The sequence below is a fragment of the Thalassospira lucentensis MCCC 1A00383 = DSM 14000 genome (assembly GCF_000421265.1).
Lineage (GTDB): Bacteria > Pseudomonadota > Alphaproteobacteria > Rhodospirillales > Thalassospiraceae > Thalassospira > Thalassospira lucentensis.
On the sequence record NZ_ATWN01000002.1, the window covers coordinates 451,447 to 464,408 of the forward strand.

General features: G+C 52.5%; 15 protein-coding genes. 5 read left to right on the forward strand and 10 right to left on the reverse strand.

Going from position 1 to position 12,962, the window contains the following annotated elements; translation table 11 throughout:
• Positions 1–41 precede the first annotated feature (41 nt).
• The 6 genes from K355_RS0106245 to K355_RS0106270 all read right to left on the reverse strand — a co-directional run bounded on the left by K355_RS0106245 (position 42) and on the right by K355_RS0106270 (position 4,308).
• Complete coding sequence (locus K355_RS0106245) at positions 42–293, reverse strand: chaperone NapD (RefSeq protein ID WP_022731259.1); 252 nt, start codon at positions 291–293, stop codon at positions 42–44.
• On the reverse strand, positions 286–810 hold the full coding sequence (gene napF, locus K355_RS0106250) for a ferredoxin-type protein NapF (protein WP_022731260.1): 525 nt from the start codon (positions 808–810) through the stop codon (positions 286–288). The genes K355_RS0106245 and napF overlap by 8 nt, the downstream gene beginning before the upstream one ends.
• A gap of 16 nt (positions 811–826) precedes the next feature.
• Positions 827–1,000, reverse strand: coding sequence for a periplasmic nitrate reductase, NapE protein (gene napE, locus K355_RS0106255; RefSeq protein WP_022731261.1), 174 nt, complete (start codon positions 998–1,000; stop codon positions 827–829).
• Positions 1,001–1,241: 241 nt separating this feature from the next.
• Positions 1,242–2,282 (reverse strand): zinc-dependent alcohol dehydrogenase family protein, encoded by a 1,041-nt coding sequence (locus K355_RS0106260; RefSeq protein ID WP_022731262.1) that lies wholly within the window; start codon positions 2,280–2,282, stop codon positions 1,242–1,244.
• A gap of 38 nt (positions 2,283–2,320) precedes the next feature.
• Entirely contained in the window at positions 2,321–3,304 is a 984-nt protein-coding gene (locus K355_RS0106265) for a rhomboid family intramembrane serine protease (protein WP_022731263.1), read from the reverse strand.
• 80 nt (positions 3,305–3,384) lie between these two features.
• Positions 3,385–4,308, reverse strand: coding sequence for a LysR substrate-binding domain-containing protein (locus K355_RS0106270; RefSeq protein WP_022731264.1), 924 nt, complete (start codon positions 4,306–4,308; stop codon positions 3,385–3,387).
• Positions 4,309–4,471: 163 nt separating this feature from the next.
• Here K355_RS0106270 and K355_RS0106275 point away from each other — a divergent pair, with 163 nt between their 5' ends.
• Positions 4,472–4,999, forward strand: a complete 528-nt coding sequence (locus K355_RS0106275) for a peroxiredoxin (protein ID WP_022731265.1) — start codon at positions 4,472–4,474, stop codon at positions 4,997–4,999.
• 163 nt (positions 5,000–5,162) lie between these two features.
• Entirely contained in the window at positions 5,163–5,699 is a 537-nt protein-coding gene (gene ahpD, locus K355_RS0106280) for an alkylhydroperoxidase, AhpD family (RefSeq protein WP_022731266.1), read from the forward strand.
• A gap of 89 nt (positions 5,700–5,788) precedes the next feature.
• On the opposite strand, the gene K355_RS0106285 is transcribed toward ahpD, so the two are convergent.
• From K355_RS0106285 to K355_RS0106295, 3 genes are all read right to left on the reverse strand, one after another.
• Complete coding sequence (locus K355_RS0106285; RefSeq protein ID WP_022731267.1) at positions 5,789–7,288, reverse strand: tripartite tricarboxylate transporter permease; 1,500 nt, start codon at positions 7,286–7,288, stop codon at positions 5,789–5,791.
• 11 nt (positions 7,289–7,299) lie between these two features.
• Positions 7,300–7,740 (reverse strand): tripartite tricarboxylate transporter TctB family protein, encoded by a 441-nt coding sequence (locus K355_RS0106290; RefSeq protein WP_022731268.1) that lies wholly within the window; start codon positions 7,738–7,740, stop codon positions 7,300–7,302.
• Positions 7,741–7,820: 80 nt separating this feature from the next.
• The gene (locus tag K355_RS0106295; protein WP_022731269.1) at positions 7,821–8,786 is read right to left on the reverse strand and encodes a Bug family tripartite tricarboxylate transporter substrate binding protein; all 966 of its coding nucleotides are present in this window, start codon (positions 8,784–8,786) and stop codon (positions 7,821–7,823) included.
• Between the two features lie 184 nt (positions 8,787–8,970).
• Here K355_RS0106295 and K355_RS0106300 point away from each other — a divergent pair, with 184 nt between their 5' ends.
• The 3 genes from K355_RS0106300 to K355_RS23260 are packed head-to-tail and all read left to right on the forward strand — an operon-like array spanning position 8,971 to position 12,078.
• Positions 8,971–9,642, forward strand: coding sequence for a response regulator transcription factor (locus K355_RS0106300; protein ID WP_022731270.1), 672 nt, complete (start codon positions 8,971–8,973; stop codon positions 9,640–9,642).
• 1 nt (position 9,643) lies between these two features.
• The gene (locus tag K355_RS0106305) at positions 9,644–11,029 is read left to right on the forward strand and encodes a sensor histidine kinase (protein ID WP_028791389.1); all 1,386 of its coding nucleotides are present in this window, start codon (positions 9,644–9,646) and stop codon (positions 11,027–11,029) included.
• Entirely contained in the window at positions 11,026–12,078 is a 1,053-nt protein-coding gene (locus tag K355_RS23260) for an ABC transporter substrate-binding protein (RefSeq protein WP_051145943.1), read from the forward strand. Before K355_RS0106305 ends, K355_RS23260 begins: the two co-directional genes overlap by 4 nt.
• A gap of 54 nt (positions 12,079–12,132) precedes the next feature.
• Here K355_RS23260 and K355_RS0106315 read toward each other — a convergent pair whose 3' ends face one another.
• Positions 12,133–12,921: an alpha/beta fold hydrolase gene (locus K355_RS0106315; protein ID WP_022731271.1), complete on the reverse strand. Its 789-nt coding sequence runs from the start codon at positions 12,919–12,921 to the stop codon at positions 12,133–12,135.
• Positions 12,922–12,962: the final 41 nt, after the last annotated feature.

The following is a 12,962-nucleotide window of genomic DNA, read 5'->3' on the forward strand; positions in this document are numbered from 1 at the left end:
CAGATGTCAAATTCTTGATCGTTGGCTAGTACGCGGTGGTACTAATTGGCGTTTTCGTTGTGGTGATAAACCAGGTTGACGCCAAGAACGCCTGAAAGGTCACCGATCTCTTTCATGGTGTCGGCCAGTTGCCGGTCATTCTTGGCTTCAAGTACGACAATGATTTTTCCCGAGACGTCACGTGCGGTGATTTCGATGCCGGGAAAGGCTTCAAGTTGTGTCGCGATCACGTCCAGATGTTCGGGACGGGCCTGAACAATCATGCTGGAGATCACCCCGATATTTTCATCCATGGGCGTGCTCCTTTTGGGGGGTAATGGATATGGCGTCGGCCGGGCAGGCCGAGAGGCATGCGCCGCAACCGGTACATGCGTCTTCATTAACGATGACACGGGCCCGACCACCCAGCTGTGGGGCGATACGGATGGCAGATTCCGGACAGACATCCCCACAAGACCGACAGTAAATCCCATTTTCCGCAAAACAGGTTTTGGCAACCGTAATGTCGAGGTTCCAAGGGGTATCGGCTGTCGTGTCAAAAACATCTTCTGCACAGGCACGCGAACAGGCCCCGCAAAAGGTGCATTCACCTTTGGTGAAATCAATGACCGGATGGTTTCTACCGTCAAATGCGATGATGCCTTCCGGGCAGGCGGGCGCACAATCGCCACATCCCGTGCAACGGGCATCAAGATGCCGTGCCCATGGTGGCCGGATAACATCACCGGTCTGATCAGAATGCGTCGTCGATACAGCCCTGAAACGGGCAAGGAAGTCACGACGGCTTGTCTGTTTTGCGTTTGCAGGCATATCAGCCCCCTACCGCCTACATCGGAGGTCCGGGCGGTCCGGCAAACATCTGATAAATCCAGATTGAAAAGCCCAACCCACCAACGATTGCAACCGAAAGGGCGGGGGCCAGGAACACGGCCAGAAACAGAAAGCATCGCAGTTCTGTTTTACGTCGGGGTGGGCCATCTATGGTTTGGCTATCGCTCATGGTTTCGTTTCTCTCACTTCGAAGGAAGGAAACCGTTCCTTTCGCCATTATGTTCAAAGCGAAAGCCGGTGTTCTCTTTTTGGGGTTATCGGGCGGGGCCGATGAATACCCACTTCGAAGTTAAGGTCATTCCCGTGAGGATTTCAATCTTAAATATAATTAGTCACATGACTTTAAAATTATAAGTATTCTAAACAATGGCTGTCTGATAGAGAAACAGCGTCATTCTGATTTTTGCGACCTAAAAACGATCAATCACGGTGACGCCGATTCCGACGAAATTGTCCATATTCATAAGGGCAGTTGCGCCTTCGGCCAATGTGACTCGGTCGCCGATGAGTTTTTGCGGGGTGAGTTTGCCGGTCATGATCATGTCGAGCATGGCGTCATAGCGAAACGCCTGCATGCCGTGGCTGCCGAGAATTTCTAGCTCATGGGCGACAACGCGGTCCATCGGGACTTTGGCGTGGGCGTGATCGCCGGTCATAAGGCCGATCTGAATATGTTTGCCGCGTTTGCGCAAACTGGCGACCGAGTTAAAGCAGGTCTGTTCACTGCCAAGGGCATCAATCGATACATGCACACCACCACGTGTGATGTCCTTGATCGCGGTTGGGATGTCACCAACGGTGCGGGCATTGAGCGTGGCATTTGCGCCAAGTTCTTTGGCAAATTCAAGTTTGCTGTCATCAATATCAACTGCAATGACATAGGCACCGGCGGCAGCGGCAATCATGATGGCCGATAAGCCGACCCCGCCTGCACCATGCACGGCGACCATTTGTCCGGCGGATACTTTGCCCTGATCAATCACACCGCGGAAACTGGTGGCAAAGCGGCAGCCGAGGCTCGCCGCGGTGGCGAATTCCATATCGTCTGGAAGTGCAATCAGGTTGGTGTCGGCATAGTCGATGGCAACATATTGCGCAAAGCTGCCCCAATGGGTGAAGCCCGGCTGGAACTGGTTGTCGCAGACCTGATGATTGCCGCTGTGGCATTCAGGGCAATGTCCGCATCCCGATACGAACGGGACGGTGACCCGGTCGTCTTCCTTCCAGCGTTTGATGTCCTTGCCAACCCCGACAATGGTACCGGCAAATTCATGGCCCGGTACATGGGGCAACTGCACATCGGAATCATGGCCCATCCAGCCGTGCCAGTCACTGCGGCACAATCCGGTCGCACCGACCTTGATCACAACGCCATCATTCGACGGGGTGGGATCATCAACGGTCTGAATGTTGATCGGGCCTTGGTACTCGGTGAAATAGGCTGCGCGCATTTTGGGGCTCCCGACGTGAATGAGCGGAACGTTATTTTCTAAGTATCGTCCTTGTCGCGGTCGGAATGCAACCGGACAACTTTGGGCACACCAATGCCCGGCTTGGGGGCCGGTTTTGGTTTTGGTGCGGTTGGTTGATAGCGGCCCCACGGGGATGTGTCGCGGTCTTCGCCGGTCGGGGTTTCCTTGCCCCATGGGCCGCGCCGGTCGCGCTTCATCGCCGCACGTTCGGCCTCATAGGCCGCAGCCCATGGCGGGACGCCAGACCCGGAGGTACTTGCGCCGCGTGCCTTGCGCCCCGGTCGGCCCGGGCGATAAACGCCAAAGGCCGGTGCATGTGATCCATCATGCCATAGCGGCACGTTGCGGTGCTTGAACAACGGGATCAGGACAAGCCCGGCAATGAAGCCCGCGATATGGGCAACCCACGCAATGCCGCCGCCGGCACCACTGCCGAAATTAAAGACCTGTGTCACGAACCAGAAGCCCAGAACAAAGACAGCCGGGACGTAGAAAATGAACACCCAGAAGAACCAGACCAGAATGCGGGCCTTGGGATAGAGCAGGAAATACGCCCCCAAGACACCTGCCAGCGCCCCCGACGCACCAATCATCGGAATTTGCGACTGGGTGTCGAGCAACCCGTGCCCAAGGGCGGCGGCAACGCCGCACAGCAGATAGAAAATCAGGAAGCGGAAATGCCCCATGGCATCTTCGACGTTGTTCCCAAAGACCCAGAGATACAGCATGTTGCCCGCAATGTGCATCCAGCCACCATGCATGAACATGGAGGTGAAAATCGACAGGAATTCATATCCGGGCGGGAAAGCGGCAAGTTGCGGGGGCAGATCGGCATGGCCAAACAGGACGGCGGGAATGGCCCCGTATTGCAAGGTGGCCAGTGTGGCGCCCTTTGGACTAAGTGATATGGTCACAAGGAAGACAGCCACATTGATTGCAATGATGGCATAGGTGACCCAAGGCGTTATCGTGGTCGGGTTGTCGTCCTTGATCGGGAGCATCGGCTCGGTACTAATCCTGTGGCACGTTTACGTAAGGTTGCGTTTTAGGCCCGAACCGTTTTGGCGTATGGACCAATAGATCAGGCGACATTCGCCTGTTTCTGTGCGGTCAGGCTATCACGAAGGTGGGCAGCCAGCTGACGATATTCACGCTTTCGGGCTGAACTGCGACGCCAGACCATGCCGATACGCCGAATGGGGACCGGGTTTTCAAATGGAATGATCTTTAGCGAATCCGGGCGGCGGGCTTCGACTTCCAGCGACATTTCAGGCAATAGCGTCGATCCGACACCGGCAGCAACCATTTGCACCAGAGTTGACAGGCTATTGGCCTGAAAATCGGCGGACTTGCTCCAGCCAGCTTTCTGGCAGACCTCAAGCGCCTGATCGCGCAGGCAATGACCGTCTTCGAGCAGAAGAAGCTTTTCGTCCTTGATGTCAGCGATCTCTATATGGCGTTTTTTGGTCAGCGGGTTATCCGGGCTGCACGCAAAGACGAACCGGTCTTCAAACAGATCAAATTCTTCCAGCCAGTTTTCTTCGATCGGAAGTGCGATCAGAGCCAGATCAAGTTTCCCCGCTGCGAGAAGCGATACCAGTTTGGATGTTTGGTCTTCGCGGAGGAAGGGCTGCAGTTTGGGGAATCCTGATTTTAACTGTGACATCACATCGGGCAAAAGATACGGGCCAATTGTCGGGATCACCCCGATATGGATCGGACCCGAAAGCGGTTCGGTCGCGGCCTGTGCCATGGTGGTCAGTTCATCGACTTCATGGAGGATACTTCGCGCCCGCGAAACGACATCTTCGCCCAGTGGCGTGATGAGGACCTGGCGCTTATTGCGTTCAACCAGCTGCGCGCCGAGCAGGTTTTCAAGCTCGTTAATCGCGGCCGAAAGGCTTGGCTGCGTGATGAAGCATGCCTCAGCAGCGCGGCCAAAATGGCCACATTCGGCCAAAGCGACAAGATATTTGAGCTGCTTGATGCTGGGTTGGGCAGCCATTAATTTTTCCTATCAACAAGCGAAGTTTTATCTATTTGTCTTAGTTAGTGCATTTCACTACAAATCGCCAGCAGTGAGTGTTCATTTCGCACTTGCTCACAAGAATTGGCGGCCTGTCGGGGGCCGCAATTGGGTTTTTTAACTAGGGTTAGGAGTAACCATAATGCTTACCGTTGGTGATACGCTTCCTGAATTTAATCTGACTGGTGTTTCGGGAAAATCCCCGGATAGCTTCGCACCGGTTACCGATAAGTCCTATGACGGCAAATGGAAGATTTTGTTCTTCTGGCCGAAAGATTTCACTTTTGTTTGCCCGACCGAAATCGTCGGTTACGGCGAACTGAACGGTGATTTCGAAGACCGTGATGCGGTTCTTCTGGGCTGCTCGACCGATACCGATTTCGTCCATGCTGCATGGCGCACTCACCACGAAGATCTGGGCGATAGCCCGTTCGTATGGCTGGCCGACGAGAAAAAAGAACTCTCGACCGCCCTTGGTGTTCTGGCCAAAGACGCTGGTGTTGCGCTGCGTGCGACCTTCATCGTTGATCCGGACAACATCATCCGTCACGTGCAGGTAAACGACCTTAACGTTGGCCGTAACCCGCATGAAGCACTGCGTATCCTTGATGCGCTTCAGACCGACGAGTTGTGCCCGTGCAACTGGACCCAGGGTGACGAAACCCTCTAAGTCTGGTTTGGACGACGATTTTGGGATCGGGCATTTGCCCGGTCCCGCTTTCAGCCCATCGGATGTTTATCGATCCTGATGCCTGCATATCTGGTAGTCGGGTGGCGGCTGATTTGTTTAATGATTTTTGCGACGTGCGCATCACGGAATTCAGGGGAAACCAATGACTTCGATTACCGAAATCAAAGACGCAATGCCAGCCTATGCCAAGGACCTGAAGCTTAACCTGTCGAGCATGGCCAACAATCCGGGCATGACCGATCAGCAGGTTTACGGCACTGCGCTGGCCTGTGCTTTCGCATCGCGCAACGCCAAATTGATCAAGGCAGTTGCCGCAGAAGCCAAAGCCAAGCTTTCCGAAGAAGCCCTTGAAGCCGCCAAGGGTGCAGCGGCAATCATGGGTATGAACAATATCTATTACCGGTTTGTGCATCTGGTGTCAGATGATGAATATGGTTCGATGCCTGCGCGCCTTCGGATGAACATCATCGGCAAGCCGGGCATTGATAAAGCCGATTTTGAGCTGTTTTCAATCGCGGTTTCGGCGATCAATGGCTGTGGCATGTGCATCGATAGCCATGACAAGGTGCTTAAAGGTGCTGGTATCAAAAAAGAAACCATCCAGAACGCGATCCGTATTGCCTCTGTGATCCATGCGGTCGCGGTTGTCATTGACGCCGAAGATGCATTGGCCGAGTAAGCCAATCGGACGATTTTGTTGCGATCTAGTTTAAAGAGAATGAGGGTGTCAATCGTATGACACCCTCAATTTGTTTGGGCTTGTTGCTGTTATGCTCTCATGCGGTTTCGATAGCTCACGACAACAGGCAGAACCACAATAAGTGCAGCCATAAGATACAACCCGATGCTTTCCCATGAAGAAATCAGGATCGACCAATCGCCGCGTGATATGGAAAGCGCACGCCGAAGATTATCTTCGAACAAGTGACCGAGCACAAAGCCCAGAATGATCGGTGCCAGTGAGAATTCCAACTTGCGCAATATCCAACCGAAGATGCCAAATCCGATAATCAAGAACAGATCGAACGGATTGCCGACCACCGAATAGACCCCGATGAAAGCAAGAACGGCAATCAATGGACTAAGATATTTTTGCGGGATGGTCAGCATTCTGGCGAACAAACCCACAAGTGGCAGGTTGATCACCAGCAAGGCAAGGTTACCGATATACATTGATGCAATCAGCCCCCATGCGATTTCAGGGCGTTGTTCAAACATCATCGGGCCGGGTGTGACGTTAAACAGCATGAGCGCGCCAAGAAGAATGGCGGTGGTCCCAGACCCGGGAATCCCAAGTGTCAGCATGGGCACCATGGCTCCGCCCGCGGCGGCATTGTTTCCCGCCTCAGGGGCGGCCAACCCGCGTGGATCACCAGTTCCGAATTTTTCGCGGTCTTTGCCAGCCATGCGCATCTCGGTCCCATAGGTCACCGCAGAGGCAACCGATGCTCCGACACCGGGCAAAACACCAATGACAAATCCGATGATAGAAGACCGTAAGATTGTCCAACGGATCAGCATCAGGTCTTTCCACGAGACAAAGCTTTTACCTATCGGAAGCAGTTTGAGCTTGCCTGATACCTGTTGTTCGACCAGATGAATAAGCTCGGCCATTCCGAAGAACCCAATCACAACAACAAGAAAGTCAAACCCGGCAAGAATATCGGGAACGCCGCCGGTATAGCGTGGAACGCCGGTATTGGCATCAATGCCTACGGTTGCCAGCATTAGTCCGATGGTGGCCCCCATCAGTGTTTTGACCTGATTTTTTCCGACAAGGGAAGACAGGCTTGCAAAGGCAAAGACCATCAATGCCACGTAATCAGCCGGGGTGAAAGTAAGCGCAAATTTTGCGAGCAGTGGACCGAAGAGCGATATTAAAATAACGGCAACCGTACCACCGACGAAGGAAGCGATAGCCGAGATTGACAATGCCCGACCGGCTTCGCCGCGTTTCGCCATGGGGTTGCCATCCAGTGTGGTCATCACAGCACCGGCATCACCGGGCACATTCAAAAGAATGGACGATATGCGCCCGCCGTATTCTGCACCATAATAAATGCCCGCAAGTAAGATCAGGGCGGACTCAGGTGGTAGCCCCAGGCTGTAGGCAATCGGGAGCAGGATGGCGACACCATTGATCGGACCAATACCGGGCAACGCGCCAATCAGGGTTCCGGCAAAGCAGCCGATCAGGACGAGTAAAAGATTAAGCGGCATCAGGGCGACACTAAAGCCGCCACTTAAGCCAGATAGAACTTCAGTCATGGGAATAAAACTCACAAAAGCGGTGCCAGCAGACCTTCTGGCAGGTTCAGGCCCAGCAAAAAGTCACAAATGCCGTATCCGATGATACCGGTTGTACATCCAAAGGCGATTGCATGAAGGCGTTTTGCACCCAGCATGATGGAAAAGAGGCTGCAAAACAGGGTGGTTGAAACCACAAAGCCCAGCGGTTCATAAAGTTCTGCATAGCCCCCGAGCATTAAGACGAGCAGTAGTAACCTGAGCCAGACACTGCGTGCGAGTGTCAGCCGGATGTGATCCGGGCTAGCAAGGATGTAAAGACTGCAAAACAGAAAGACGATAGCCAATACTTGGGGCCATGTTTCCGGTCCGAGCGGGTCATATTGAAAAGGGGCCTTGATGACAGCAAAAGCAACAAAGGTATAGATGCCGCCAGCAATCAGGGCGCACAGTGCAAATAGGCGATCAGCCATGATGTTCTCCTGCTCAAAGAGCGCAAGAAAAGTGCAGCGACCCCCTTTTGGGATAGTAAGGAGGCCGCCGAGCTTAATGATTACTCGATGAGACCGGCTTCCTTTGCAATTGCACGCAGCTTTTTGATGCGTTCCTTGACATTTTCGTCAAGGTCCTTGCCCGCGATGTTTAGCGGAAGAAGGCCTTTGTCATGCTGGATCTTGGCGAATTCTTCGGTGCCATAGGCTTCCTTGAAGGCGGCTGCCCATGCTTCATAGGCGTCGTCAGAAACGTTTTTGCCCATGTAGAAGCCTCGCATGATGGTCCATTCCGCGTCATAACCAAGTTCTTTGGTTGTCGGGATATCTGCGAATGGTTCAGGCAAACGATCCGGGGACATTACAGCCAGAACACGCAATTCACCGGTATCAAGATGAGCGGTCATTTCGCCGATATCGCCCGTATAGACATCAATGCTGCCACCTAGTAGACCGGTGAGGGCATCACCACCCCCGTCATAGGCGACATAAATCATCTTGCGTGGGTCACGTTCGACCGACTTCAAAAGTAAGGCGGCTTTCATCCAATCCTGAGACCCGACAGACCCGCCAGCCCCGATTGCGAGGCTGCTTTCATCTGCTTTTACTTTGTTCATCAGATCATCAAGGGTTTTGAATTCGCTGTCAGAGCGGACAATTACCGCGCCGAAATCAGCCCCGACAGTAGCTAGGAAGCGGACGTCATTTTCGGTCCACTCGCCGTATTTTCCCGTTGCGATGTTCAGAAGCGAGCCGGATGAAAATGCGACAATCGCATTGGGGTCATCTGTGCGTGTCGTGTTGAAAAGCGTAATGGCAACAGCACCGATGCCGCCAGGCATAAAGGTTACCTGCATCGGATTGCCAAACTGATCGCCGATTCCGCCTTGGGCGACACGACATGTCAGGTCAAAACCACCGCCAGGTTTTGCCGGGGCAATACATTCGGGTTTTTTGATGTCTGAGCTCTGTGCACTGCCAAAAAAGCAGTTGGCCATGACAACAGTAGCTGCGAACAGCTTTTTCATGATGATATCCTCCCGTTGAATTATTGTTTCTACGCATCGGTGTTCGATACGCAGAACAGCTATACGCCACGAGCCTGACATTGCCATGACGGTGTTCTGACGGGAGGCTGACCGCTTCCTGACGTGAAGCTGACATCAAATGTAACAAATTGTAAGAAGGCGAAACCGAGCCTAATATCCGGCCATGCGTATTCTTTTAATCGAAGATAATGAGACACTCGCGGAAACGATCAGTGATCGATTGCATACTGATGGCCATGCAATCGACTGTGAAAGTGACGGCGAACTTGCGAACGATTTACTTCGTCACAAACAATTCGATCTGGTCCTAATGGACATTAACCTTCCGGGGCGCAGCGGGTTTGAGATTTTGCGATCCATGCGCGCGCGCGGTGACACAACACCTGTTCTGATCCTGACCGCGAGATCGGAAATTGATGATCGCTTAATCGGTTTGGATGGCGGGGCAGACGATTACATCGTCAAGCCAGTCGATCTGCGTGAGCTTGCCGCGCGATGCCGTGTCTTGATCCGTCGGCGCACCGGGGCGGCTTCAAATGAATTCCGGGCCGGAAACTTTGTGTTTGATCGAGCGGCCAAGACGGCAAAGATTGATGGACGGGACGTAGAGTTGCGTAACCGTGAGGTCCAGTTGCTTGAAATATTTATTGGTAACCTTCAGCGCGTTTTGACCAAGGAAGATCTTGCTGACAAGGTCTATTCATTCGACGAAGCACCGAGTATGAACGCTGTCGAGCAAATGGTGACCCGGTTGCGCAAAAAGCTGACTGGTGGGCCAATCATCCTTAAGACGATTAGAGGGCTTGGTTATATTGCCCATATCGCGGAAGAATAAATTGGCAGCACATCATTCCTTACGTCAACGGCTTCTGGTCAGTATGGCTGCCGGGTTTGCGATCATTCTTGTTAGTATCGCAATCGGGATATGGAGCTATGCACGAGATGCGGCGAACCACTCATATGACAGGCTTCTAAGCGGTGCGGCATTTGCCATTCTGGAACGTGCGCTGGTAACACCGACTGGCCCCAGTGTCGAAATCCCCTATTCAGCACTGGAAATGATCGGTCTTGCCGAAAGCGACCGGGTCTTCTATCGCATCTTCACTGCGGATGGAGAAACATTGACCGGCTCTGAAAACTTGCCATTGCCCGAAAACTATCAACCGAACAATCAGCCAGAGTTCTTTGATACAGAACATAGTGGTGAGCCTGTCAGGTTTCTGCTGCAGGGGCGTTTTCTTGCCGGCGCAAGTTATGGTGACTGGATTGTTGTCCAAATCGGACAAACGCGTATTGCTCGCTCCGCATTTGCACAGGAAATGATGATTAATGCCATGGCGTTGCTCTTGCTGGTGACTGTTGTCGGGTTGGGGTTTGTCTGGTTTGGGATCAATCGTGCGCTGGCCCCATTGATTGGGATCGAACGACAATTGCGCCACCGGGAGCCAACGGACTTCTCGCCTATTCTGATTACTCCGCCGCGCGAAGTCGCCAGTCTGACACGTTCGATCAACGGGTTTATCCTGCGTCACAAGAAAAGTCTGGATAACGCACAGGTCTTCATTGCCGATGTTGCACATCAAACCAGAACGTCTTTAGGCGCGTTGCATGGTTTGCTTGAAAGTGCCAGCAGGCAGTCAAATACAAAAGATACTCGGACGCGGTTAAAGCAGGCCGAGGAGCAGGCTGAACGGACGATACGCCTGACGAATCAGCTTCTTTCACATGCGATGATCATTCACCGGGCTGACAATACGCCGCGTGAGCGTAAGGAATTCATCGACGTTATCAGGACGGTATTTGGCGATATCGTTCGTGATTACCTGAAATACGACGCCGACTTCTCGATTGAGAACGAATTAGAACCGGATGTACCGACTTTTGTACTGATTGACGAAGTTGGCATTCGCGAGGCTCTTCGCAATCTGATCGACAATGCGATCAAGTATGGACGTGAACCTTATAAAATCGGGATTATTGTGAGGAAGTCAGCTGAAACATGCCATTTGATCGTGGAAGATAATGGGCCGGGCATCGATGCGGAAAATCATGCCACTGTGCTGGAACGGTTTTCAAGTTTTGGTACGGGCTCTGGGCTTGGCTTGGCAATCGTCAAGGCAGTTGCAGACTCACATGATGCGAGACTGTGTCTGACTAAATCGGAGCAAGGTGGTTTGCGGGTTGAACTGGTATTTCAAATAGCCGGGAGAACAGGGGTATGAGCCGTTTTTCAAGGATAGGGTGGGGGGCTGTGCCTTGGTTTTTCGTTTTGTTGGCTTCCTCCGGACATGCTAATGTACAGGTCAAGTTGCATGTCTGGAGTGCAACGGATACGTCTGCGGTTGAACCCTTTATCGAGTCTTTCGAGGCCAGCTATCCCAGCATTGACGTTGTTTATCGGGAGTTCAACACCAGTGAGCTTTTTCAGGTTGTCATGTACAACATTGATAACCCAAAGATGGAAGCCGACGTAGTCATCAGCCCCGCGATGGATTTGCAGGTCAAGCTGGTGAATGAAGGACTGGCTTATCGGTTTGACGCGGAAAATGCAGATGCAATCCCCAATTGGGCGCAATGGCGCAATGAGCTTTATGGATTTTCTTTTGAGCCCGCAGCATTGGTATACAATAAAAAGGCTCTTGCGGGGGTGAAGGCCCCTGTTTCTCACACGGATTTGTCAAATCTGGTGCGCGACAATCCGGAGATGTTTAGCGGGAAGATTGGCACTTACAACATTCGCCAATCAGGCATCGGTTATTTTTTTGCCACGCAGGATGCGATTCAGAACAACCAGACTTCCCGACTAACAGAAAGTTTCGGACGTGCTGGAGCCAGGTTGTATTGCTGTTCTTCTGAAATTCTAGACAGAGTGGCGACCGGGGAACTGGTTCTAGGATACAATGTCATAGGGTCTTATGCGATTGCGGCTGCCGAGCAAAACCCCGGTATCGGAGTTTACTTCCTGCGCGACTACACAATCACCATGAGCAGAACAGCATTTATCCCCAACACATCACAGGCAAAACATCAGGCGAAAATGTTTATCGACTTCCTATTGTCTCGGGAGGGGCAGCAGGTTCTAGCCGATGAGTCTGCTCTTATTCCGATTAACCAGGATGTTGAGACGGTATTGACTCCACACCTTGAGAATATACCTGTTTTTAGGGTGAAGCTTGGTATCGGGTTACTGGGGTTTCAGGATGAGCTCAAAAAGAACAGCTTCCTCGATGATTGGGAATCTTCAATTTTGTGGAGCGGAGGGCAAAAATAGTAAGCTTTGTTCGGTTTTTACGGGCAGGTTGTTATCGATAAGTCAGCGCAAACTCTATAGCCCAAGATGTTTCAGGCTCGCAGAAATCACCTTTTCAGGTTGATCAAAATGCGGGATGTGGCCGCATTCCTTGATCAGCATTTTTGTCACCGGGCCGCGGACATGTTTACAGATGGTGTCAACCTGATCGTCACTGCCAAACTGGTCATCATCGCCCTGTATCACCAAAAGTGGGCAGGTGATGTTGGGCAGTTCGTCAACCATGTTCCAGTCGCGAAATGCTGGCTGGCGCCATGTATCGACCCATGATTTGAACACCATGTCAGTCTGGAAAAAATGATGGCGTTCGAGTTTGGTTTTCCAGTCGGTCGTGGCGTAGATCGCGGCGGCATCGTTGATCCCGGCAATGGTGACGTCTTCAACAAACACATGTGCGGCTTCGGATATGACAGCGCTAACATTGTCGGGAAAGCGGGCGGCATATTTAAGCGCAATGGTGGCCCCGTCGCTGTGCCCAAACAGGATCGGGCGGGTCAGACCAAGTTCGCTGATCAATCCATGCAGATAGACATCACTTTCGACATTGTGAAAATCAATCGGGCGCGGGACATCACCCTCCCCATGTGAATCAGACCGTCCATGGCCACGCCGTTCATAAATGATCATCGGATGTTTGGTGGCGGTGGCAAGTTTTGCCGGAAAGTCGCGCCACATGCGGATGGTGCCCAGGGCCTCGTGCAGGAAAATGATGGTGGGGGCATCTTCCATCACATCCATAGGAATGATCCGTTGGCAGGACAGGCTGACCCCGTCGACGGTGACATAGAAATTCTCGTTTAACATGGCGTGTCCGATTTATCGGTAATTTGGTGCGCAATTGTTGA